Below are 24,443 nucleotides of genomic sequence, written 5' to 3'. Positions count from 1 at the left end.
CTCTGGCGCCGCCGGGCTGATGCTGGCACACCTCATGCGGCGATGCTGAGCATGTTGGCGCGCACTCGGGGCAGTCGGCCTGCGATGACCTGGGCGGCTGATTCGCTGGCTCTGCGGTCGTTGTGGCCGTAGTAGCGGTCGGTGGTGTTGACCGATTCGTGCCCGGCATCGCGGGAGACTACGAAGATCGGGACACCGTCCTGCAGTTTCCACGAGATCCCGGTGTGGCGCAACGTGTACGGGGTCAGGACCTTGCCGTTGAGTGTACGGATTGCGGGGCCGAACCGGGCCAACAAGTCTTCCGGGTCGGCATCCCGCCACAGTGCCCTGTTCCGCAACAGCCTGCGATCTCTGCGCGCCGCCACGTCCAAGCGCCGCAGCGCGGGTTGCCAGGCGTTCTTGTAGAAGTGGTAGGCGGTGACCGGGGTGTCGTTGTCGGTATGGAACAGCAACCTGTCCCCCGGCCGCTCGAGATCCAGCCGCCGCAATGTCTCGAGCGGCACGTTGACCGTCCGGATGCCGCGTTTGGACTTGGGTTTTCCGAGCACGAGCCTGCTGCCGCGGGCCTTCCACGCCTTGCTGATCCGCACCGCGCCCGTGACCGGGTCGACGTCGCGGACCAGCAACGCACCCACTTCGCTGGGGCGTGCCATGGAGACCAGACCGAATTCGGCTTGGGGGCGCCACCGCCGGCCCAGCAGCTGCTCGAACAGCTCCCATTCATCGTTGTCGAAGATGTCGATCTCCGCCCGGTCGTGGCGCGGCAACCGCATCCCCGCGCACGGGTTGTAGGGCAGCAGCGGCACCGGCCGCTGCTCCACCGCGGCGCGCAGCGCCGCGCTGAGGAAGGCATGCTTGTTGGAAATAGTCTTGGGTGAGTTGCCCTTGTCCTGCTGCAGATAGACGATCCAGGCGGCGTCGGTGTCCTGAGTGACCGCGTCCAAGGGAGCGCGGTCACCGAAGAACGGGACGATGTCGTTGCGGATGTAGGCGAGGTACTTGCGGCGGCCGTCCTCTTGGACCCCGGTCAACCGGTTGACGTATTTGGTGAGCCACTCGGCCAGCAGCATCGTGCCGGATTCGGCGTCATGTTCGGTGTCGAGGACCTTCAAGGCCTCATTGATCCCGACACGGTCGATCAGCCCGGCCCACCACTGGGCCTTGGCGTAGTCGTCAAAGGATTGCGAGGACTGGCGGCGGGTGCCGTCGGTGTCGTAGTAGTGGAAGGGGACCTGCCAGTTGACCGTGCCGTCCTTGCGCGGCCGGGGGCGAGGTGTGGGCATCGCGGAGGCTCCTCGGTGTCGACGTCGGTCGACATGTCGTGCCTTGAGAAGCGAAGTGATGACCGCGGTGGTGACGCGGCACCGAAACAAGTGTAGCGAAAGGGGCGATGACCTGCGAGTTCTCCGTAGCCGGGCGGGGTGTCGATCCCTCCGCCCGGCCGCCCGGAAAGGCCTGGTCAGCGGCCCGGCGGTGACATCTGACCCGCTTTTTCGCCCACCGATTCACACCAGGTCGATGTGTTTCACGACCGAACGTGGCGGGATAGTGGCGACGGCGTCACCACCGCGGCCAGGCGTTCCCGGCCAGTCACAGCGCGGCATGCGAAGGACGCCGCGGCGATGGTCCGAGCGGAGCCGCTGTGTGCTGAGCCGACGGCACCGGCCCCTTGACCGCGTACGCCACGTCGACTGCTGCACGACCATCGCCGAGCGTGTCCGCCGCGGTCGAAACCGGCTGGTGCCCGCGGACATTCCGGTCGTGCGGCCGGGCTCCGACCACGGCAGGCGCTATGTCGCCGCCACGGCTGTCGCGCGGCCAGAGATACCCTCAGGTCGCCCAGATTTAACCTGCCCGGCACACAACCTGGCACCGGTGCACCGCATCCGCCGGTACCCTGACTGACACGTCAGCGATACGACACCGAAGTCACCGATAAGTCGCGACGAATCGAGCAGGTCATCGCGTTCGTGCGACCGCGGCATGACCTCGTGCTTTCGCGAAAGATCTTCCGATCTGCCGATTCTCATGCACGACCGACTCGAATCGCCGGGTGGGCAGCGCAGCTCGTCAAGCCGTCGGCAGGGTCGCCGGCGGCAGCACCTCTTTCCCAGCCGCAGGACAATCGTGGAGACCTCATGACTCTCTCGAAGACAGCACCCGTCGACGATCTCGGCGCGCCAACGGGTTCGGTAAGCGTCCAGCCACGACGACCTGCCCGCGAGCACGGCCGGTTCCTCCATATCCGGACCGCGACACCCGGCGACCTCACCACCGCTGCCGCACCAGCGCAAGCGTCTCCCAGGATGGTCCCGATCGCGGCGGACGCGGGACGGCCGAGGCAGCTCAGCGCACTGGACGCGCAACTGCTCAGCCTGGAAACGGACACCAGCGCGATGCACGTCGGTGCGGTCGTGATGCTGGCTCCGGACGAACCGTTGGACGTCATGACCTTGCGTCGGCTGGTCGCCGACCGGCTGCACCAAGCCGCACCACTGCGGCGGCGGCTGCGGCGCGTGCCGCTCGGCCTCGACCTGCCCTACTGGGAGGACTCCACGGCGATCGACCTCGGATATCACATCCGCGCGACCGGCTTGCCAACCGGGGCGACCGACCGGGACCTCGCCGATCTGGTGTCGCGCCTGCACGCGATCCCACTCGATCCGGCGCGCCCGCTGTGGGAGTTCCACCTCATCTCCGGACTCGACCGAGGTCGCCAAGCCATCTTCACCAAGGTGCACCACGCCGTGGTCGACGGCATGTCCGGTGCGGAGATCATGGCCGTGCTCCTGGATGCCGTCGACACACCGCGCCCCGCGCCGGCGGAGGTCTGCGTGCGCATGGATCCGGCGCCTTCCACTACCCGCATGCTCGCCAACAGCGTCGCGCACACCGTCACCCGGCAGGTCGGGCGGCTGACCGCTCCACTGCGGCTCGGGCCGACGTTGCGCCGGGCGATGTCGGACCTCGGCGCCGCCCATCCCGACCTGCCGTTCAACGGCCCGCACACCGCCGACCGCGTCTTCGCGTTCGTCTCGCTCTCCCTCGACGACGTCAAATCCGTGAAGAACAGCTTCGGCGGCACCGTCAACGACGTGGTCATGACCCTGTGTGCGAGCGCGTTGCGACGCTGGCTGACCGACCACGGCGCCGAACCCGACAAGCCGCTGCTGGCAGCCATTCCCGTCTCCGTGCGCACCGCCGAGCAGTTCGGCACCGCCGGCAACCAGTTCTCGATCATGCTGTGCGAGTTGCCGATCGACGAATCCGACCCGCAGCACCGGATGAAACTCACCCACAACGCACTGTCCACGGCCAAACAGCGCTTCGCCACCACCACACCGACCGTGCTGCACGAAGCCAGCGCCGTACTCCCGCCATTGCTACACGGACTGACCACGCGCACCCTGTTGCGCCTGGGGTCCGCGAGCCTTCCCCTGGCCAACGTCATCGTCTCCAACGTCCCCGGCCCGCAAATCCCGCTGTACGCGGCGGGACGCCGGGTCACGGCGGCCTACCCCGCCTCGATCCTGACCGAACTGGCCGGCGCTCTCAACATCACCGTCATGTCCTACGACGGCCACCTGGACTTCGGCATCGTCGCCTGCCCCGAGGCCGTCCCCGACATCTGGGACCTCCCCCGGTTCCTGGCCGACGCCCTCACCGAACTGCTACCCACCACCGCGGCAGAACCCGGCGAACACTAGCCGCGCGCATCTGGGTCGCTCGAGACATTGTGAGATTCGGTCTCGCAATCACCCGCTGAATTAAGCTCGAGGGCATGCGATCGACAGATGCCGCCGAACCGGTGCCCCTCCGCACTCGCACTCGCCGCATCGTGCGGTCTCAGGTCGCGCAGATCGGACTCGACCTCATCCTCGAGAAGGGCTTCGATCAGACGACGGTCGAGGACATCGCCAAAGCCGCGGGCACGTCGCGCGCCACTGTCTTCCGGTACTTCGCGACCAAGGAGGACATCGTGCTCGAGACGCTGCCCGATATCGCACGACAAAGCCTCGAGATCTTGGTCGCCCGTCCCCGCACCGAACAGCCCTGGACCTCGCTGCGCCACGCGCTGCAGCCGGCAGTTCGCGAACGGGGCTCGGATCTGGCCATCGGACTTCGCACGGCACAGGTGATCATCGGTTCGCCCACGATCCGGGCACGTCTCGGCGAAAGATCCCGCGCATGGCGTGACCTGCTCGTTCCGGAGATGACGCGCCGCCTCGACTCCCTCCGAAACGAGCAACAGAGGCACCTCGCCGCTTCCGCGATGGTCGCGAGCGCCTTGGCCTGCCTCCAAGTGGCTCTGGAAACCTGGCTGCACAGCGGGGGCGAGCAGCCCCTGGCCGCGATGCTCGACTGCGCGATGGACGCCGTTCGGCCAGGGGCAAGCGATCGGATCTGACAGCCGGTCGAGGCATCCCGCCGGCGAACCCCCGGACCACGCGAACGGGTACGGACTGTGGTCGTCACCGACGTATCACGGGAGCAATACCGGCTTGATCACCTCACCTCGGTGGACCGCACGCTCGGCGGCGTCGACCTCCGCCAGCGGATAGGTCCGGATGAGTTCGTCGAACGGGAAATCGCCGGCTCGCCACAGCTCGATCAGGTGCGGAATGAACTGCCGAGGTACGGCATCGCCCTCGATGATGCCCTTCACCGTGCGCCCGACCGCAAGCTGCATCGGACCGATGACGAGCTCGCCCCGCTGGGCACCGACGAGGCCGCAGACACCCAGTGGATTCAGCGCGTCGATCGCGGTGCGGATAACGTCGGGCACACCCGTGGTGTCCACGCAGTAGTCGGCGCCGCCGGTGCTGCGCCGGAGCTGTCTTCCCAGGTCGTCGCGGCCGGCCTCGTAGGTGTGTGTGGCACCGTACTTCTCGGCCAGCGCCAGCCGGTCGGCATGCAGATCGATCGCCACGATGGTCTGCGCGCCGGCGATCTTCGCCGCCATGATCGCCGCCAGACCGACAGCTCCCGCTCCGAAGACGACGAGGCTCGAACCGCGGTGCACACCCAGAGAGTTCCACACCGCGCCGGCGCCGGTCTGGAAACCGCAACCGAGCGGGCCCAGCAGTTGCAGCGGTAGGTCCTTGTCCACCTCGACTGCGTTGCGTGCCGCCACCACCGTGTGCGTAGCAAAGCTCGACTGCCCGAACCAGCGAGCCGAAACGGGATGTCCGGCCGCGTCTTTGCCGTTCGTCGATCCATCCGGGCGGCGGCCGGAGAGATTGCGGGGAAAGAACGATGCGCAGTACGCGGTGCGGCCGGACAGACAGCTGGGGCAGGCGCCGCACGAGTCGAAGGACATCACGACGTGATCGCCGAGTCGGAAATCCTCCACACCTTCTCCGATCGCGATGACGACGCCGGAGCCCTCGTGTCCGCACACGATGGGTAGCGGAATGTCGGGCGAGACCCGAGGTAGCAGATCGGTGTGGCAGAGACCGACACCGGCGATCTCGACCGCGAGCTCGCCGGGCCCCGGCTCGTCGAGGTCGATTTCCTCGATGCCGAAGGGCGCTCGGGCGTCACGCAGGACGGCGGCGGTGGCACGCATCATTGCACCTCGGCCTGACCGAGGTACTCCTCGTTGTGCTCTCCCGCCTCGGGGGCCGGCGCGAGCCCAGCCGTGGTGAAGCTCGAGTAGCGGGCGGGGGTGCGGATGAGCCGCACTTGTCGCGGCCCCTCGCCGACAGTCACCGCGAGCTCGTTCTCCTCGAACAACGGAGTGTTCACGACCTGCCGCCAGTTGTGGGCGAGGGTCGCCATCAGGCCGGCCTCGCGCAGCAGCTCAACCCACTCGGCAGCTGTCTTCGACGACAACGCGTCCTCCAGCTCGGCCTCGAGCTCCTCGAAATTGACCGATCGCAGGCGCTGGTCGGCGAACCTTTCGTCGGTAGCCAGTTCCGGACGGCCGATCACCTCACACAGTAGGGACCAGTGTTTCGGAATGTAGGCCGACAAGACGAAGAAGTCGTCAGCAGCTTTGAACGCTTCCGACGGCTGAGTCGCGAAGGCGACCTTCTTCCGCGACTCGCCAGGCGGGGTAGGCCCGGAATTCGTCTTCCGCGGGGTATCGCCGGCCGGCGGCTTGTTCAGATGCAAGGTGAGTTGATTGGCCTGCAGGCTGATGGCCACGTCGTACATCGCGACCCGGACCACATCGGCCACGCCATGGCGTTCCCGGTTCAGCAGTGCAGCCAGCACCGCCTGCGCCAGTACGTGGCCACTGGCGCCGTCCACGAGCTGGAACGGGATGATCTGCGGCCCGCCGTCGCCGCGCCGCAGACCCGTGGTCATACCGGCCTCGGCCTGCACCATCAGATCCAGGCCGGGCCGCCCGCTGCGCGGACCGTTACCGCCGTAGGCCGACAGCCGCGCGTATATCAGCCGAGGATTGCGGGTCTGCAGCTCGTCGGGGCCCAAGCCGAGCCGCTCCATCACACCTGGGCGGAATGCTTCGAGGATCACGTCGGCGGTATCCGCCAGCCGCAGGACTGCCTGCTTGCCCTCCGCTGTGCCCAGGTCCACCATCACCGACTTCTTGCCGCGGTTGTTCGGCAGGAAGTAGGCCGCGAGCGGGGGGCGGCCCGCGACCACAGAGGTGATGCGGCGAGCGGCTTCACCGCCCGGCGCCTCGATCTTGATCACTTCGGCGCCGAGGTCCACCAGAACCTGACCGGCCAACGGCCCCGCGACGTTCTGAGTGAAATCGAGAACGCGGAATCCCTCGAGCGGGCGAGGAGCGTCGATGCTCGGCATTGGCGGCCTTTCCATAACGTAGTCTATGGTGTTGTCAGAACCATATCCCATGCTATGGTGCGAGTCCAGGGCGGATTCGCATCTCGGAAGGACTCAACTCATGCCCGGTGCCGAACCCGCGGCCCTCGTGGAACGCCGCGGCGCGATCGCGATCCTCACCCTCAACCGCCCCGAGTCGCTCAACGCTGTCAACAGCGCCCTCGCCACCGCGGTCGGCAACGCACTGGAGGACATCGCCGGCGACCCCGACATCCGCGTCGCCGTGCTGACCGGGACCGGACGTGCCTTCTGCGCCGGCGCCGATTTGAAGGCCTTGGCCGCCGGTGAACGCATTCATGCCCAAGACCACGAGGAATGGGGCTTCGGCGGAATCGTCAGGCATTTCATCGACAAGCCGGTCATCGCCGCGGTCAACGGCTTCGCTCTCGGTGGCGGCACCGAGATCGTGCTCGCCTGCGACCTTGCGGTAGTGAGCGAGGAGGCGAAACTCGGACTACCCGAGGTGCGCAGAGGACTTGCGGCCGCAGCCGGCGGATTGCTGCGCCTGCCGCGTCAGATCCCGCTCAAACTCGCACTCGAAATGGCACTCACCGGGGCCCCGATCAGTGCCCGCACCGCGGCCGAGTGGGGGCTGGTCAACCGCGTCGTCCCCTCCTCCGAGGTGCTCGACACCGCGCTCCGCCTGGCCGGAGAGATCGCCGCCAACGCGCCGCTGTCCGTCCGGGCCAGCAAGCGGGTCGTCTACCGAGCCGCCGAGTTCGGTGGCGACTACAGCGATGAGCTATGGGAGATGAACGCCGCGGAGCTGCGGCCGGTCTTCCGGAGCACCGACGCCGAAGAAGGACCTCGGGCCTTCGCCGAGAAGCGGGTCCCGCGCTGGCAGGGTAGGTGAGTCGTGTCGCACCGGCACCGGGTTCGGGATCGTCGCTGATCACGGGGTTACTCGGGAGTGTGGGTACGACAGAGCATCAGGCGCGCGTCGCGGCTCTGCCGCACCGATTCACCGACGCGTTTTCGGGAAAACTACTGGTAGTGCGGCCATAGCGCGACGGAAAAGGCTGTTCCGCCAGGGCAGTTCGTCCGCGGGGACGGCCAGCTGGATCTCCGGCAGCGCATCGATCAGCTGATCGATGGCAGTTTGCGCTATCAGGTACGCGGGGGATCTGGCCGGGCATGCGTGTGGCCCGGCACCCCAGGCCAGGTGCGAACGATTACCGGTCAACTCGGCGGAACTGATAGTGGGATCCGCGTTGCAGCCGGCCATACTGATGATGACCGGTTGGTGAGCCGGCAACCAGATGCCCTCGATGAGAATCGGCTGCCGCGGATAGGTGACACAGAAGTTCGCCAGTGGGGGTTCGGTGAACAACACTTCGTCGAGCGCGTCGCGGGTGGACAGACTGCCTCCCAGCAAATCGCTCGAGAATCGGTCATCGGTGAGGATCAAAACCAAGCTGTTGGCTATCAAGTTCTGCAACGGCTCGATTCCGGCGCCGTAGATCACGACGACCTGATCAGCGACTTCTGCATCGTCGAGTTGGTTCGGATGTTGCAGCAGCCGCGTAGTGATATCGTCGCCGGGTTCGACCCTCTTCAGGGCGATCAGTTCCGCCACCACCCCGGTGAGCATGCGATTGCCCTCCTCAGGATTGGTGCCGTCGAACATCATCATCAGCGCCTTGCTGACCTGCAGGCCGATCTCGGGCGGACATCCGAGCATGGCATTGATCACTTGCGAGGCCAGTGGCAGCGCGTACCGGCTGATCAGGTCGGCGTTGCCCTCCGAACAGAAGGTGCCGATCAGCGAGGTGGCGATCTCCTCGACGGTATCCTGCAGCGCGTACAGATCGACCGCGTCGACGGCCGCAGTGTTGGCCTGACGGTAGTGGGTGTGCTCCGCACCGGAGTTGCGCGATGCGTTCGGCCGCCACTGCAACACCGGCAGGAGCGGGCAATCAGGCGGAACCGTCTGCTCCCACAGCCGCGGATCGGACGGGAAATGATCGGGATCGTGCAGGATGTGCACTGCGGTGCGATAGCCGATAACCAGCGTCGCCGGCACGCCCGGCGCGAGATCCACCGGTACCAGTGATCCGTACCGATCACGCAGCGCCGGGTACATACTGTGTGGATTCCTGCTGAATTCCTCCGAGTACAGCGGTATCCGATCACCGTCGGGCTCGGTGGGCGAACCGTGATGGGGCGCGAGGTGAGGGTCGGGCCGAGCCGCCGCGGGCGGTGTGGTCATCTGGGCTCTCTCTGGTACGGCGGGATCCGATCGCGCTTTCCGACCTCACCTGCTGTCGAGGCGGTCACACTCCATTGGCATCCTCTGTCCTAGAGCCTGCACGCTCGTCGGGTAACCGGAAGGTGGCCGGAGGCGCATTCGACATCCTATGTGGCCGAGTTCGATCAGGTGCAAGCCAGTCGCACGGCGGTGTGTTCATCGAGCAGGTGCCCGCTGAACGCATCGCTGCCCTGAGGAGCTCGCGCCGGCACCGGCCGAGGCCTCGATCGCTTGCGCAGCCCGCCGGGGGCGCCGCAGTAAGACATCCACTGCGGCGCCCTTCTCGCCGATGCGCTCATCTGGCCGACGGCGACTCCACAACCGAAACCAGTGGATTCACAACGGCCCTCGACTACCCGGCAGCGGCTCACTTCGACACCGGCACGGTGCGGGCAGCTGTCCCGTCACCACGAAGATCACCGCTTGATGATCGGCAGGACCAGGCGACTGGGATGCGCAGGTCCGTGCAGCACGCGATTCGTAGCGATCACCACCTGGTCTGCGGTGTCTGCGGAGATGAGCCCGCCCGTGTTGGTATTGCGGTCGTATCGAGGAAAGTCACTGCTGGAGACTTCGAGCCTGATGCGGTGACCCGGCTGGAACACATTCGACGTGATAGCCAGATCGAGGGTCAGCTCGTACACCTTGCCCGGCTCCAGCAGCTCCGGGTCCGCCAGTGAATTGCGGTACCGCGCACGAATAATGCCTTCGGTCAAATAGAAAGCCCGACCGTCGGGAAAGACATCGACCAGCTTTCCGGTGAAGTCGGTATCGAGCGCAGAGGAAGACACATGAAGAACGAGCGAAATGTGGCCGGTTACCTCGACCGGGTCGGTGAGGACTTCAGTGGTGAAGCACAACACATCGTTTCGAGCCTCGTTGACCCGTTGATCCGCAGGACCATGTCCCTTGTAGTTCTTGAGCAGGCGCCCGCCCACGGTGCGAACAGGATCACGAGGATCGTAATCGAATACATCCACCGAATCTTCGGCCGGCAGTTCGATGCTCAGCCGCCCGTCCCCGTCGGCGGTGTTCGCAGCGCCTCGGCTGTCGAGGTAGTAGGAGACGTAGCTGGTGTCCGGCAACGGCCAGTCCTGCTCATCGCGCCACTGATTGATGCCCATGACGAAGATCCGCACGGGGGCGGTCCCGTCCAGCGCATCCGATCGACCTCGCAGCCACCGATCGAAGAACCGAATGTGCGCCCCGGTGACGTCCACTGCCTCAGGGTTCGCCGCCACCCCGAACTGACGCTCACGGAACGCGCCGGTGAATCCCTCGTCGCCACCGTGCGCCCACGGTCCGACGATCAACTGCTGGCCTTCACGCGCCGCGACACTGTTGCCTTCGGTTTTCATTCGCCGGTAGGTCTTCAGGCCATTGTTGGCGAAGGGGTCGAACCACCCGGCGATATGGAATGCGGGTGCCGTGACCGCGCCCAGGCGTTCTCCGACGGAGATTTTCTGCCATGATTCGTCTCGCGAGGGATGGGCCAGCCATTGCGTCCACCACGTGGTGGCCTTCTCGAGGACCGGCCTGGCGTCCGTGGGAAGCATTTCCAGGTTCGAATCCAGATCGTCCAAGATCTCGACCAGCTCGGCGATCTTCTCGGCGGCGTCCGGCGCTCCGGATGCCAGGTCGCGATACGTGTTGTTCATCGCCATCAGCGTGGACCAATACAGCACGGTGTGCCACGACATCGCTCCGCCATCGGAATACCAGGGCGTCTCGAAGTAATCCACGGTTGCCAGGGCAGGCGCAATTGCCTGCGGCCCTTCGGATCCCTCCGCTGCTACCGCCCACTGGACGAGACCGAGATAGGAGGCGCCGAATGTTCCGACTTGTCCGTTGCACCAGGGCTGTTTCCTGATCCAGTCGATCGTGTCGATGCCGTCGCGGGGCTCGTCGACCATCGGCACGAACTCGCCTTCCGAGCCGAACGTTCCACGGCAGTCCTGAATCACTATCGCGTAACCGGCATCCAGCAGTCGCCACAGATTCGGGAAGAAGGGGTCCGCGATGATCGCCAGGGTGTCCTTGCCATAAGGAAGGCGAACCAGCAGCGCTTCCCCTGGTTCCGCTCGTCCCGGCAGCCAGAGGTCCGTCGCCAACGAGACGCCGTCTCGCATCGGCACGGGAATGTTCTTCGAGATGCGCACCTCGCGCGTACGAGTATCGGCGCCGACAGTGTCGGTCAACGTCTGCTCCTAACGTAAATCAGATCGAAATCCCTGAACTGTCAGCCTAGTTCAGCGAAGCATGCAGAACCTGCGAGCACCTGGACGTGGCCGGATATGACCCCGGTCACGCCCGGGTCTCCGCGACGGCCACGACGGTCACTGTGCCCTTCGCGCCGTCGACGATCACGCGGTCACCATCGCGCAGACGACGGGATCCGTCGACAGTGTTGACCACCGCGGGCAACCCGAGTTCCCGGGCGACGATCGCGCCGTGGCTGCCGACGCTGCCGATGTCGATCACGATGGCGTCGACGAGCAGGAACAGCGTCGTCCAACTCGGGTCGGTGGCTGCGCAGACAAGCACGTCGCCCGGTTCCAGATCGGCGTCATCTGCGTCATCCTCGGCATGGCGTATTACCCTGACCCGCCCCTCGTGAGTCGATCCACTGACGCCGATGCCCTGAATGACATCGCCCGGCTCGGCTCGGGTGGCGTCTCCCCGCACTGGTTCGGGCATACCGGTGAAGGTCGTGGGCAGGGTGATCTCAGTGAATTCTTCCCAATCGCGGCGGCGGGCCGTCACCAGTTCGGTTGCGGCCGGCCCCAGATCACTTGCCAGTTCGTCCATCTCGAGGAAGAAGACGTCATCCCGGTCACCGAGGACACCTCGCTCGACCAGATCAGTTCCCAGGTCGCGAGCCGCTGCCCGGAATCCGTCGATGGCTGCCAGAAAAGCGGCCTTCCCGAGCTCGGTCTCGCGCACCACATCGGCGATCTCCGCCAGCAGCGCCGCGAGTTCCGTGCGCTGGTCGTCGTCGAGCTTCGCCTCCAATTCTCCGACGGCCTGGCGGGCCTGTCGGGCGGCCCGTTCGGCACGGCGCCGTGGGTGGTCGTCCTCGGGCCTGTTTCGCAGGGCCGCGAGTGTGCGGTCGAGCAGGCTCGGGTCCTCCCGCCAGGAACGCCCGGCCGGGTTGCCTTCGTGCTCGCCATGGAAGCCGTGTCGTTCGAGGAAGGTGCGCTGGTCCAGATCACCGTGGGCGAGAGCCCAAAGGTCATCGGCCATCGAGAGTTCGGTGACATCACCGAAGGCGGAGGTTACGGCGGGCACGGTGTCGATCGAGCCCGCGGCGGCGGCCAGCCGGTAGATACCGCTCATCGCGGCCGTGCTGAGCAACCGGGTCTCGTTGTGCAATCCGATCGCCCGGACGAAGCGGTCGAACGCTGCCCGCAGCCGCTCCATCGGAGTGCCGGTGTGCGCGCCACCGAACACTTCGGCGCGCCACCATGCCATTTCCGCGCGCACTTCCGCGTCGAGCCGTTCCCGGTGGGTGGCGCGCACCGCGGCTACCGTTTCGGCCACGAATGCCTGCTGGACATCGGTCAGCGGTGGCACCGGCTCGGCATCCGGCCGCATGGCGCCGGCCAGCCCGAATTCGAACTCGTCGCCGGACATGCCCGGGAAGCGGTCCACGTAGCGGCGGATGGCATCGATGTTCATCGCTTGCCTGCCGTAGAAGATACCGGTGAGTCGATTGCTCTGGTCCGGATCGACCACGATCTCGTCCGGCCCGAGTAAGCCGAATCGATGCCATGTGCTTCGGACGGCGAGTTCGTTACCCGGTCCCCACAGACTCCAGCACAGTGGCGTCAGCACGGCCGGTGCCGCCTCACCGATATTCGCGGTGGTCCAGAACCGGTTCGGGGCACTCGTGCCGCGGGTGGGATTCACCGAAGCGGTCTCGCTTCGTGGTTCGGTGATGGTCATCGCTCCTCCTCGTCGAGCAGCTGGATCAGGGCGCCACGGTCGAGGTATCCGATTCCTCGCTCGCCTTCGCAGGTCCAGTCGATGAAGTAGTTGGTGAGGAAATACCGGTCCGGCCGCTCGAGATCGGTTCCGAGGCAGAATTCCGCGCCGTCGGTGACGGTGAAGCTCATGCCGCCACGGAGTCGGCCCCGCAGAGCCACGATGCGTTCACCGGTCCGCAGCTCCACGGTGAAGTCCGCCGGGTCACCAGCCGCCGTGGTCAACCCGGGCCAGTCCGTCATGGTCGCCTCCTGGGCGCCGTCGACGTCGAAGATCGCCGCACGCTGGAATTCGCCGTGCACGTAGCGACCGTGCATCGCGGCGAATGCCCAGCCCGATTCGAAGACACCATTGCCCCAGAACGCGGTGCGGAGCTTGCTCATATCGCGCGGGCCGATCGAGTGATCACGGTGTCCGAAACCGGACAGTTCGTGAACGGTGCCGTCGATCGAGACGATTCCGCTGACCGCGACGGCCTGCTCATGATGAAAACGTCCCCAGTCGCCGAACTGAGTGGAGCCCTCCGGGATCCATACCGGATACAGCGCCGACAGATCCAGTTCGATCTCGACCGTGGCGTGCTGGTCGTCGGACACGAGCCCCTCGGCGCCCCGATGCCCGGTGACGTCGAGCATTCCGCCGAGAAACTCCAGTCGCCACCGCTGGTAGGGCTCGATCGTCCGCAGTTGCGCGCCGGGCGGGCCGAAGTTTCCTGCTCCTGGTGCCACGATCTTGGTCGAGTAGACGGCACCTTCAGCGGTCGTCACCGTCACCACGACGTGCCACAGGCGCGGGTCTCGCAGCATGGTGCCTGCATGCAGGATGACGCCGAGGCCTGCGTCGTCGCGCACGTTCCACTGGATGTTCTCGGCCCATCGATCGACGCCACGATGCGGCTGGTGGACGAAGTCGTCAGCGGGATCGAGCGTGGCGTCGTGGGCGCCCACCGTGGTGTCGGTACTCATCGGTCTCCTCGGGTCCGCAGTTCCAGCAGGTCCACTAGGCCGCCCTCGGCCTCGGGACCGAGATCGTCGCGCAGCCACTCGGTCAACTGAGCGAGGTCGGGGTGGTCGTGTTCGGTGGTCGTGATCGGCGTCAGCGCATCGGCGTAGACGACGCCGGCGCCTGCGTCGACGGTGACGGTCCGGCCCGCCAGCGCGGCAAGCGATCCCGCCCCGGTCCCGACGACGCACGGCACGTTCATCTCGCGACAGACCACCGCAGCGTGCGAGGTGCTGCCACCCAGTTCGGTGAGAACCGCGCGGACCACCGACATCGCGGCGACGTCATCGGGATCCGTCGTGGGCCGGGCGAGAATCACATCCTCGCCCGCCTCCGCTCTGGCTTCCGCCGCATCGGCATCGGTGACCACGACGCCGGTCGCGATACCCGGACAAGCCGGCTTTCCCGTCGCCACCGTCGTCGCCGCCGCGGCTTCGGCGGGGTCGAGATGTGGGGTGAGCATCGCGCGAACATGGTCCGGCGAGATGCGGTCGAGGGCCTCGGATGGCCGGAGCAGGCCCTCCCGGCACAGTTGGGCGGCGTGCCGTACGACGGCGATCGGTGACCGCTTGGCCGAACGCGCCTGCAACAACCACAACTTTCCGCTCTCCACCGTGAACTCGACGTCTTGCACGTCGCGTCCACGCTGTTCGAGCAGTGCGGCGGCATCCAGCAACCGGTGGTGTACCTCCGGCATGGACTCCCGCAACGCCGCCAACGGCAGCGCGTTCGCACGGCCGGAGACCACGTCCTCGCCCTGTCCTCGTGGGAGCCACTCGCCGTAGGGTTCGTGATCTCCGCTGAGCGGATTACGCGTGAACAGGACTCCGGTCCCCGAGGTGTCATCGAGATTGCCGAAAACCATCGCCTGCACGGTCACTGCGGTACCGCCGTCGTCGCTGATGCCCCGTTCGCGCCGGTAGTGCACAGCGCGCCGCGACTGCCACGAATCGAGTACGGCGATCACGGCCAGCCGCAACTGTTCCCACGGGTCCGCGGGCGGGGCGACCGCGGTCACCCGCTCGAACTGCTCCTCGAAACGGCGCCGGGTGTCGGCGGCGTACTCGGCCCCGCCGGTGGCGGCCAGCACAGCTTCGATCTCGTCGGTCATGCCGAGGTTGAGGATCGTGTCCATCATCCCCGGCATGCTGGTGGCCGCGCCCGACCGCACCGAGACCAGCAGCGGACGTTCGCCCCCGCCGAAGGTCCGGCCGGTCGCCTCCGCCAGGCCGGACATCATGCGAGGCACCAGCGCCCAGACGTCGGACGGCACCTCGCCCACGCAGTCGCCGTAGTAGGTACGGCAGACTTCGGTGGTCAGCACGAACGCGGGCGGCACCGGGATGCCGAGTAACATCATGCGCTCGATGCTGAAGGCTTTACCGCCCAGGGTTTCCCGATCCAATCCTGTTGTCCCGTCGAGGATTCGCACCGGCGCGGTGATCATGCCGGTCATCCCGCACGTCCCGCGGCGGCCTCGGCGTGCCGGGTCAGCCCGCACAACCCGATCAGATCCTCATGCAGTTCGAACCAAACGGTGTGGTAACTGTCGCTCAACGGGTTCGCCAGCCAGGTGTGATCACCGTTCTGAATCCGATCCAGCGCGGCGGTGAATCGTGGCCGGTAGTTCCCCAGCCGAGGTGCGAGGGCGGCCACGCGTGCCAAGAACGGCAGGAATCGCTCGTGCAGAGACCGGAGCCGCTCGATGATCGCAGCGTCATACGCGGCGTCGCCATGGTCGTTGGGACGAGTTCCATCGACCAGTTGCCAATCGGTGACCAGTTGCTTGAAGGACGTGTTGAACTCGCCGAAATCGTGATACGCCGCGCTCATCATGTCGGCGTGGATCATCGAGCGCTCCGTCTCGATCAGCACTGCGAGCCGCTCGCGCCCGAGATCTGTGATGCGGACGCGGTCGCGCACGGGTTCGACATCGCCTGCCGCCAAGGCCCGCCGCAGGGTCGCGTCCAGAGTGTCGGCGTCGAGCCCCGTGCTGTGCGACAGTTCCTCGATCCGTGGCCGCCGCTTGAGCCGGATCGTCAGGAGTAGCGGCAGTTCTTCGTTCATAGTCGGGCCTTCCGGATTTTCCGCACCGCAGGCGAGGGCGAGCCGCGCACCACGTGCCGTGACGGGTGCCGGGCGGACGAGAAATCGCCGGCGACACCATGTGATCGTTGCCTCAAAGGCCCCTCAATGTGACCACGAACACAAATTGTCGGGCAGGGGTGGACACCCCCCTTTTTTCGCTCCCCCACCCCCTCCCGCGAAATACCCGAGGGGTTATGTATGAAGGTCGCCCATGGTGGCCAGGGCGACCTCGAGCTCGGATCGACCACCGACGCCCAGCTTGCTGTAGACGCGTTGCAGGCGGTTCTCGATCGTCTTGACCGATAAGAACAGCTCATCGGCGATCTCTTTGTTCGAGCGGCCGGACGCGGCGAGCTGCGCGCACTTCCACTCCGCGGGTGTCAACCGGGCGCGGGACTCGAGCGACCGCAACGCGGGAGTGTCGGCTCCGGGACACCGCGCAACCAGCCAGGCCGCTCTGCGCGCCGCCGCTGCCGCGGCGCGCCGATCCCCGCGCCGCAACCAGGCCACGGCGGCGTCGGCAGCCGCCTCGGCGCACAATAGATTCGCTCCCATCGTCTCGAACTGCGCCGAAACCGCTTCCAGCGCGCTCGGATCGCCGGCGGCGATGGCACGCGCGTGCTCGGCCCGCGCCCCCGCGAGGTCGCCCTCGATCCCCGCGGACACGCCCGCGAGCCGGGCCGCCACTTCCTTGGCATGTCCGGTACGCGCGAGCGCGTGCATTGCGCAGCTGGCCCCGACCAGGTCTCCGATCCGTTCGCCGCGGTCGGCGGCCTCGCGGAAAACTGCCGCGGCACGCGTGGGATTCCCATTGGCGATCTCTGTCCAGCCGCGCGCCAAGGGCAGATCCACACCCAGGAAGTTGGTCACAGTGACGTCGAGTTGATCGTGCAGTTGCAGCGCTTCCGAGGCTTCGCGGCCCCGTCCGCCGATCGCCAAGGACAACACCAGGGCGACGGCACCGAATTCGATGTATTGCGGCCGGTCCAACTGGCGGTTCATCGCCATAGCCATGCGCGCCCGACGAACCGCGTCCTCCACATCGCCCCGGTCGGCCACCGATTTGCTGAGCAGCCAGGCGAACATCGCCTGGGCTTCGACGGAGCCCTCGGCGACTCCCGCTCGGTACCGCTCGCGAGCCAGGTCGACGGACTCCTCGAACCGCCCGGCGTAGGCCAGCGCGTCGGCCTGGTTGAACAGGTGTACCCACGGATACCAGTCCATCGGTGTGGTCAGCGCCGCGTGCTCGCGACGGCCCCGTTCCGCCGCCTCGAGCGCGGCGGCGATACGGCCGGCGCGAGCCAGACTCCACGAGCCCGGCAACGCCGCGCGAACCAGCGCCGGACCGGCCGAGTCCGCCAGCAAGGTCTCGGCGAGGTCGGCGGCAGCGCCCGGCCCTTCGTCGGCGAGCACCAGCACGATGCGCTGCGCGGCGATTTCGGGCCCCCACCGGGTGTGCGCGAGCTCGGCCTCGGCTTCTTCGGCGATGCGCAGCCCTTCATCCACCGTTCCGGCATAGATGAGCCGGTTGTCGAGCCGGGTCAGGGCAACGCGGGCCCGCTGCTCGTCGTCGACGGCTTGTCGCGCCAGCTCCGAAAGCTCGGCGGCCGCTTCAGCGGATCGTCCGGTCAGCGCGGCGAGCTGGGCCGCGAGCAGCTGGGCGTCGAAACCCGCACCCGCGCCGACCGCCGCCCCAGCCAGTCGCTCGGCGAGGTCGAAGTCGTACCGCCAGCGCGCGGCCGCCGCCGCCGCCAGCATCGTGGCCGGATCCGCGCCGCCACCGATCAATCGCCACGATGCCACACGCAGCAGATCTTCCCGCCTGCGTGCTCCCGTCGCGTCCACCGCGTCGGCGAGTGCGCGGACGATCGAACGCGCGGTCAGGGTCGGCACCTGCGTTCTGAGCACGTCGCCGTAGAGCGGATGGGCCAGCCGCACCACCACCCGCCTGCCTTCGGTGGAGCTGGCCAGAAGACCGGAACGCTCCAAGCGATCGACAGCGTCGAGGTCGGCGACTGCGGCCAGTTCGGCGGGGCCGAGTGGCTCGCCGAACGCCAGGACCTCCACGAGCTTGCGTTCCGGCGCCTCGAGACCCGCCAGCCGGGCTTCCACCAACTCGACGAGCCGTTGGCTGGGCCGCAGCCGCCCCGCGAGCCGCCACACCCCCGCTTCGTTGCGCAGCGTTCCGTCCTCCAAAGCACCGATCACCAGTTCCCGCAGGAAGAGGGTGTTGCCCTTCGTCCGATCGGCCAGAACGGCTACAGCGGCCTCGTCGATCGGGCCGTCCAATGCTCTCGCGAGCACCTCGGCGACGTCGTCGAGGGTGAGTCTGGGGACCTCGATCCGCTCGGTGAGCTCGTCCTTCCACAGGGCGACGATGGGGTCCGGCGCGGGCTCTCCGCTGCGCACAGTAGCCACCACGAACGAGTCGGAGTCGGTCGCGAGCTGATGTACCAGCGTCGCGGACATATCGTCGAGCACGTGGGCGTCGTCGACGAACAAGACGAGGCGGCGCGCATCGCCGCGTTCGAGCAGCGCGGCCGAGCATCGGCGCAGCAGATCAGCCCGGTCGTCGACGAGCCCGGGTTCCGGGTGCCGGCCCAGGGGCAGCAGCGGAGCGAAGGCTCCCAACGGTATTCCAGCGCCCGCCCTGGTTGCGGTGACTCGGGCGGTCGGCAACCCGGTGCGCTCGGCTCGGTGCGCGAACTCGCCCGCCAGCCTGCTCTTGCCGACTCCGATGGGTCCGGCCAGCACCACACCGCGACTACCCGGATCGGCCAGCAGGGTGTCGAGGTGCCGCAGGATCTCTTCTCGCCCGACCAGCGGCCACTCTTTCACCGTGGCGTCCAGGGGCGGTTGCCGGATGCCGGTACCGGCTCGGTATTCGCGAGGACACCTACCGGATCAGTGACGCGAACCGGAAATCGGGGGCCGAGCGGAACCATTGATAACTCCATGCGAGTGCGGACGTCGTCGTCTCGGCACACCATAATACGAGATATGGTTGGCGGAACCAGGTCGTATCAATCGGATGCCGAGTCAGATCGCGACGACGGGAGACGGCCACGCTGACACCCGCTGAGCCGCGAAGGCAACAGCATCGCTCCACGCGGTGCGCTTGGCGACCATCGCGCGTAACTTCATGATGTCCGCCTGCCGATTCAGCGCGAGCGCGCCTACGATCCGGCTACCGTCGCCGTAGAGCGCGAGAAACCGACCCTCTCGAACCGATCCGAAAACTTCGAGGTCCTCCGCCTCCGGTATGCCGACGAATTGGATGCGCGAACCGTACCAGTCGGACCAGAAATACGGGACAGTGACATAGGGCACCGCATTCGCCGGATCCAGGACGTTGCGCGCCGCCAGCGCGCCCTGCTCCTGCGCGCTCGTCCAGTGCTCCAGCCGCATGGATCGGTCGAATGCGGCATTGCGCCAGCGTGCGACATCACCCGCCGCGTACACGCCGGGCGCGGAGGTGGCGAGCGTGGCATCACAGACGACACCGTCGTCCACCTCCAGTCCCGAGCCCGCCAGCCATCCCGTTGCGGGTTGCGCCCCGATGCCGACGACAACCAGGTCGGCGTCGACCGTGGTGCCGTCGGACAGGCGCACCCGTTCCACAGCGCCGTTGCCCTCGACCGCCGTCACGGTGACACCGCAACGCAGATCGGTGCCGTTGGCCGCATGCAGCGAAGCGCACATCTGTCCCATGACCGGCCCGACGGCGCGCACCAGGGGCGTCGGCAGTCCCTCGAGCACGACCACGGGCAGACCTCGTTTGCGGGCGGCCGACGCGACCTCCGACCCGATGAAGCCGGCGCCGACCACCACCGTCCGCGCTCCGGCATCGAGCGCCGCTCGCACAGCCCTGGCATCGGCGACAGTCCGCACCGTGTGCACGCGGTCGAGAGCGCCGGTACCCGGCAGGGGGCGTGCGTGCGCACCTGTCGCGATGATGAGCCCGTCGTAACCGATCCGCTCGTCGCCCACCACCACGGTTCGACTTACGCTGTCCAATGCCGTGGCTGTCGTGCCCAGTCGAAGATCTACGGCCAACTCTCGCAACTCGGCGCGAGTGCGGTAGTACGGCACTGTCGGTTTGGCAGCGTCGAGAAACGCTTTCGATAGCGGTGGGCGATCGTAGGGGAGCTCGCGCTCTCCCCCGACGAGCGTGATCGCGCCGGAGAAGCCGTTCTTGCGAGCGCTCTCCACCGCCTTCAGGCCGGCGAGCGAGGCGCCGACCACCACCAGCCGTTTCACCGCTCGAGTCGCAGCGCGAAGGTCGGGCATCCCTCCACCGCCTGCTCGACGGCCGGCAATCCCGCTTCGGTGACCTCTTCTTCGAGGATCACCAGATCACCGTGCTCGTCGACCTCGAAGACATCGGGAGCGAGCGATTCGCAGATCCCGAGACCGGTGCACTTCGTGCGATCCACAACAATCTTCATAATCCTGACCATAACACACTCTATGGTATGGTAGCTTTCCAGAGGAAGGGAGAACATTGGTGACGACACCTGGTCGCGCCGCCATCGCGGGCATCGGCATCACCGAGGTCGGCAAGGTATACGGGCGCAGCGCAACGGATTTCGCGGCCGACGCCGTGCGGAGGGCGACGGCCGACGCGGGATTGACGACCGCCGATCTGGACGGCCTGCTCGTCTCGGCGGGAATGAAACGCGATGTCGGCATCTCCCTCGCCACTGTCCTCGGCCTGCGCAACCTCCGGCTGCTGAGTGAGATGAACAGCTTCGGCGCGACCGCCGGGGCGATGGTCTCCTATGCCGCGGCCACCGTGGCCAGTGGCGCCGCGCAAGCCGTGGCATGTGTATTCGCCGACGCCCCGCTGCGGCCGAAGGTCTCCGCCGGCGCCGCGTACACCGGACGCGGCCGCAAGCCCCTTACCGGTTTCCCCAGCTATTCGGTCGCCGGCGGAATCACCAACGCCAATGCCAAGTACGCACTGGCGACCCGCAGGCACATGGAGACCTACGGCACCACCAGCGAGCAACTCGGCCACATCGCGGTGGCGCAGCGCGCCTGGGCGGCGATGAATCCGCTGGCCCAGCTTCGCGAACCGATGTCGCTCGCCGATCACCAGAACTCCCGCTGGATCGCGGAGCCGCTACGCCTTCTCGACTGCTGCCTGGTGTCCAACGGTGGCGCCGCAGTCGTGGTCACCAGGGCCGACCGCGCACGCGACCTCGCGCAGCCACCGATCGAGATCCTGGGCTGGGGACAAGGCCATCCGGGTCAGATCGACGAGCGCGGCTCGGTGTTCGGTCTGCGCACCGGTGCGGCGATCTCGGGCCCGACGGCACTGAAGATGGCCGGGGTCACGGTCGCCGACGTGGATGTGGTTCAGCTCTACGACTGCTACACCTTCACGGTCCTGATCACCCTCGAGGACTACGGCTTCTGCGCCAAGGGGGAAGGTGGCGCCTTCGTCTCCGACGGCAGACTCGGTCCCGATGGCAGCTTGCCACTGAACACCGGCGGCGGACAGCTCTCCTCGTTCTATCTCTGGGGTATGACACCGCTCTCGGAAGCCGTCATCCAAGCCCGCGGACAGGCGGGCGAACGGCAGGTCGACCGACGCGAGATCGTTCTTGTCAGTGGCAACGGCGGCATTCTCGATCACCACTCGACACTCGTTCTGCGGGGAGCGTGATCGGCATGACCACAACCCCATCCGGCCCGCCCGTGGTACGCGACGAGCGCAGCGCGGCGTTCTTCGACGCCGCTGCCGAGGATGTACTCCTGATCAAACGCTGTACCACGTGCGGCCACTGGCTCGGCCCGGAAGCACGCACCTGCACACGCTGTGGCCGCACCGAATTGGACTGGGCGCCGGCGTGCGGGACAGCCGAACTCGTCACCTGGTCGATCGTGCACCATCCACCGCACCCCGCGTTCGCCGAGCAGGTCCCCTTCCCGATCGGCGTGGTGGAACTCACCGAAGGCCCCTGGTTGACTGCACGCATTTCCGCCTCCCTCGATGAACTCCGTGCGGGCATGCCGCTGCAGGTCCGATTCGTCCATCCCGACGAGGGCGAGTCCTATCCGATCTTCGCCGCCGACCATCAGGAGCGACGACCCACGCATGCGCCGCGAACTGATCACCGTGGACGGTGATCCCGGGGATTTGTTCACCCGATTGATGCCGGTCGACTTCGGATGACCATCACCGGTTGAATCGGCCGACCGGAGCACAAGTACGTCGGCGCCGGTCAGACCGGCTGCTCGACGGAGTGATGCGAATCGACCAGCCGGATGTACTCGTCGAGCAGCTCGCCCAGATCCTCGCGGTGCCCGGCGGCCGACAACTGCTGGTAGCCGATCAGCATCGCCATCCCCAGTGACGTCAGCGAGCGTGCGACGGCATCGTCGCCGACGACGCCGCGGACCGTCCGGTACACGGTTTTGCGGCGAGCGTCGTCCACCCGGCGCTGCACTTGGCGCACCGCCTCGTCGTTGGCGCCCCAGGCCCGGATCGCGGCCTCCGCTTCATGGTGCAAGCCGAGAGTCAGCCTCCGTAGCTTCTCGACGTCCGACTCCGGCGTGGAACTGCCGAACTCCATTTCCTGCAACAGCACCACCTGCCGCCGTTCCCAGAAGCCGAGCAGTCCTTCGACGAACCCCGCGTAGCCGCCGAAGTGGTGGTAGAAGGAGCCACTGGTGACGCCGAGGCCCTTGACCAGAACTCCGATGTTGAGCCCCTTGAACCCCGATCGGGCCAGGGTCTCCAGCCCGAACAGGAAGTACTGCTCCTTGTTCACCACTCGCGTCATCCATTCACCGTAACTCATCCTACTGTGCCACTTCCGGTCGACCGTAACATGCTCTATGGTGTGGTCATGACGCGCGAGTACACCCGGCTGTTCGTCGGCGGTGACTGGGTGCAACCCCGATCCGACCAGGTGATCGAGGCGGTCTCGGCTGCCTCCGAGGAGGTGGTCGGGGTAGTCCCCCATGCCACGAGCGCTGATGTCGACCGTGCGGTCCACGCGGCCCGCCGGGCATTCGACGACCCGGTCGGGTGGGCGCATTCGGCTGCTGGAGAACGAGCCCGACTGCTCCGCCGATTCGCCGAGGAAATGGCCGCGCGCCGGCACGAGATCGCCCGCAGCGTGAGCCTGCAGAACGGCATGCCGATCGCGATCGCGCGGCGGACCGAGGCGGTAGCGCCGGCGATTCTGCTGCGCTACTACGCGGACCTCGTCGAGAAAACTCCAACGGAAGTGCCGCGACCCGCACTGGTCGGTGGAACCACCGTCGTACGCACGGAACCGATCGGCGTCGTCGCGGCGATCGTGCCGTGGAACTTCCCGCAGAGTCTGACGTTCTTCAAGATCGCGCCTGCGCTCGCGGCGGGATGCACCGTCGTACTCAAACCGGCACCGGAAACCGTACTGGATGCATTCCTGCTGGCCGAAGCCGCGTCCGCAGCAGGGCTACCACCCGGCGTACTGAACATCGTCACCGGCGGCGGCGCCATCGGCGCGCACCTGGTCGCTCATCCCGGCGTCGACAAGGTCGCGTTCACGGGATCCACGTCCGCGGGCTCGGCGATCGCCGAGCAGTGCGCACGGCTGCTGCGGCCGGTCACCCTCGAACTCGGCGGAAAATCAGCGGGCATCGTGCTCGACGACTTCGACCCGTCGGCCGACCCGGCCGGATTGTTCGACGCCACGCTGCTGAACCAAGGCCAGACCTGCTACCTCAGCACCCGGATCCTCGCACCCGAGAGTCGCTACGACGAGATCGTCGACGCCTTCACCGCACTGGCCGCGGGCCTTCCGGTGGGCGATCCCCTCGACCCGGCAACCCGCATCGGCCCGCTCGCCACGCAGCGCCAACGCGAAACCGTCGAAGGCTATATCGCCAAGGGCCTGGCGGAGGGCGCGCGCATCACCACCGGCGGCAAGCGGCCACCGGACCAGCCGCGAGGCTGGTACGTCGAGCCCACGATCTTCGCCGACGTGAACAACTCCTCGACCATCGCCAGGGAGGAGATCTTCGGACCTGTCCTCTCGATCATCCGTTACCGCGATATCGACGAGGCCATCCGAATGGCCAACGACTCACGCTACGGGCTCGGCGGCACCGTCTGGACCGGGGACGCCGAGCGCGGCCTGCGGGTCGCACGGCGCATCCACACCGGCAGTGTCGGCGTCAACGGCTTCGCCCTCGACCACGGCGCGCCGTTCGGCGGCGTCAAGAACAGCGGAATCGGCCGCGAATTGGGCCCGGAAGGGCTCGCGACCTATCAGCAACTCAAATCCGTCTACCTACCAGCCTGAACGCA

19 protein-coding genes are annotated in these 24,443 nt (G+C 67.0%); 6 read left to right on the top strand and 13 right to left on the bottom strand.

Annotated features, from left to right (window positions below):
• Window positions 1–32: 32 nt before the first annotated feature.
• Window positions 33–1,283: a tyrosine-type recombinase/integrase gene (locus ACT89H_RS23680; protein ID WP_445110849.1), complete on the bottom strand. Its 1,251-nt coding sequence runs from the start codon at window positions 1,281–1,283 to the stop codon at window positions 33–35.
• A gap of 855 nt (window positions 1,284–2,138) precedes the next feature.
• Here ACT89H_RS23680 and ACT89H_RS23675 point away from each other — a divergent pair.
• Window positions 2,139–3,707: a WS/DGAT/MGAT family O-acyltransferase gene (locus ACT89H_RS23675; protein ID WP_445110848.1), complete on the top strand. Its 1,569-nt coding sequence runs from the start codon at window positions 2,139–2,141 to the stop codon at window positions 3,705–3,707.
• A 74-nt stretch (window positions 3,708–3,781) separates the two neighbouring features.
• Window positions 3,782–4,408, top strand: coding sequence for a TetR family transcriptional regulator (locus ACT89H_RS23670; protein ID WP_445110847.1), 627 nt, complete (start codon window positions 3,782–3,784; stop codon window positions 4,406–4,408).
• Between the two features lie 75 nt (window positions 4,409–4,483).
• Here the strand turns inward: ACT89H_RS23670 and ACT89H_RS23665 are convergent, their stop codons facing one another.
• Both ACT89H_RS23665 and ACT89H_RS23660 read right to left on the bottom strand, forming a co-directional pair.
• Entirely contained in the window at window positions 4,484–5,569 is a 1,086-nt protein-coding gene (locus ACT89H_RS23665; protein ID WP_445110846.1) for an NAD(P)-dependent alcohol dehydrogenase, read from the bottom strand.
• Window positions 5,569–6,774, bottom strand: a complete 1,206-nt coding sequence (locus ACT89H_RS23660; protein WP_445110845.1) for a CoA transferase — start codon at window positions 6,772–6,774, stop codon at window positions 5,569–5,571. The genes ACT89H_RS23665 and ACT89H_RS23660 overlap by 1 nt, the downstream gene beginning before the upstream one ends.
• 100 nt (window positions 6,775–6,874) lie before the next feature.
• Between ACT89H_RS23660 and ACT89H_RS23655 the strand changes: the two genes are divergently transcribed.
• Window positions 6,875–7,666, top strand: a complete 792-nt coding sequence (locus ACT89H_RS23655) for a crotonase/enoyl-CoA hydratase family protein (RefSeq protein ID WP_445110844.1) — start codon at window positions 6,875–6,877, stop codon at window positions 7,664–7,666.
• Window positions 7,667–7,774: 108 nt separating this feature from the next.
• Here ACT89H_RS23655 and ACT89H_RS23650 read toward each other — a convergent pair whose 3' ends face one another.
• From ACT89H_RS23650 to ACT89H_RS23610, 9 genes are all read right to left on the bottom strand, one after another.
• A complete protein-coding gene (locus tag ACT89H_RS23650) occupies window positions 7,775–9,022 on the bottom strand; it encodes a cytochrome P450 family protein (RefSeq protein WP_445110843.1) in 1,248 nt (415 codons plus the stop codon).
• A gap of 455 nt (window positions 9,023–9,477) precedes the next feature.
• Window positions 9,478–11,259, bottom strand: coding sequence for a CocE/NonD family hydrolase (locus ACT89H_RS23645; RefSeq protein ID WP_445110842.1), 1,782 nt, complete (start codon window positions 11,257–11,259; stop codon window positions 9,478–9,480).
• A 106-nt stretch (window positions 11,260–11,365) separates the two neighbouring features.
• Entirely contained in the window at window positions 11,366–13,006 is a 1,641-nt protein-coding gene (locus tag ACT89H_RS23640; protein ID WP_445110841.1) for a PEP-utilizing enzyme, read from the bottom strand.
• On the bottom strand, window positions 13,003–14,010 hold the full coding sequence (locus tag ACT89H_RS23635; RefSeq protein ID WP_445110840.1) for a DUF7064 domain-containing protein: 1,008 nt from the start codon (window positions 14,008–14,010) through the stop codon (window positions 13,003–13,005). The genes ACT89H_RS23640 and ACT89H_RS23635 overlap by 4 nt, the downstream gene beginning before the upstream one ends.
• Entirely contained in the window at window positions 14,007–15,503 is a 1,497-nt protein-coding gene (locus tag ACT89H_RS23630; protein ID WP_445110839.1) for a pyruvate, phosphate dikinase, read from the bottom strand. The genes ACT89H_RS23635 and ACT89H_RS23630 overlap by 4 nt, the downstream gene beginning before the upstream one ends.
• Entirely contained in the window at window positions 15,500–16,114 is a 615-nt protein-coding gene (locus ACT89H_RS23625; RefSeq protein WP_445110838.1) for a hypothetical protein, read from the bottom strand. The genes ACT89H_RS23630 and ACT89H_RS23625 overlap by 4 nt, the downstream gene beginning before the upstream one ends.
• Before the next feature lie 213 nt (window positions 16,115–16,327).
• On the bottom strand, window positions 16,328–18,973 hold the full coding sequence (locus ACT89H_RS23620; RefSeq protein ID WP_445110837.1) for an AAA family ATPase: 2,646 nt from the start codon (window positions 18,971–18,973) through the stop codon (window positions 16,328–16,330).
• Between the two features lie 201 nt (window positions 18,974–19,174).
• Window positions 19,175–20,425 (bottom strand): NAD(P)/FAD-dependent oxidoreductase, encoded by a 1,251-nt coding sequence (locus tag ACT89H_RS23615; RefSeq protein WP_445110836.1) that lies wholly within the window; start codon window positions 20,423–20,425, stop codon window positions 19,175–19,177.
• Window positions 20,392–20,583: a ferredoxin gene (locus ACT89H_RS23610; RefSeq protein WP_445110835.1), complete on the bottom strand. Its 192-nt coding sequence runs from the start codon at window positions 20,581–20,583 to the stop codon at window positions 20,392–20,394. The genes ACT89H_RS23615 and ACT89H_RS23610 overlap by 34 nt, the downstream gene beginning before the upstream one ends.
• Before the next feature lie 59 nt (window positions 20,584–20,642).
• Between ACT89H_RS23610 and ACT89H_RS23605 the strand changes: the two genes are divergently transcribed.
• Window positions 20,643–21,806 carry a thiolase C-terminal domain-containing protein gene (locus ACT89H_RS23605; RefSeq protein ID WP_445110834.1) on the top strand — a complete coding sequence of 388 codons (1,164 nt, stop codon included), beginning with the start codon at window positions 20,643–20,645 and terminating at the stop codon, window positions 21,804–21,806.
• Between the two features lie 5 nt (window positions 21,807–21,811).
• Complete coding sequence (locus tag ACT89H_RS23600) at window positions 21,812–22,270, top strand: Zn-ribbon domain-containing OB-fold protein (protein WP_445110833.1); 459 nt, start codon at window positions 21,812–21,814, stop codon at window positions 22,268–22,270.
• A gap of 95 nt (window positions 22,271–22,365) precedes the next feature.
• On the opposite strand, the gene ACT89H_RS23595 is transcribed toward ACT89H_RS23600, so the two are convergent.
• Window positions 22,366–22,926 carry a TetR/AcrR family transcriptional regulator gene (locus tag ACT89H_RS23595; protein WP_445110832.1) on the bottom strand — a complete coding sequence of 187 codons (561 nt, stop codon included), beginning with the start codon at window positions 22,924–22,926 and terminating at the stop codon, window positions 22,366–22,368.
• Window positions 22,927–22,992: 66 nt separating this feature from the next.
• Here ACT89H_RS23595 and ACT89H_RS23590 point away from each other — a divergent pair, with 66 nt between their 5' ends.
• The gene (locus ACT89H_RS23590; protein WP_445110831.1) at window positions 22,993–24,438 is read left to right on the top strand and encodes an aldehyde dehydrogenase; all 1,446 of its coding nucleotides are present in this window, start codon (window positions 22,993–22,995) and stop codon (window positions 24,436–24,438) included.
• Window positions 24,439–24,443 lie beyond the last annotated feature (5 nt).

This window comes from Nocardia aegles (genome assembly GCF_052545135.1).
The sequence above is the reverse complement of the archived record's forward strand: the minus strand, read 5'-3'. Positions and strand labels throughout refer to the sequence as shown.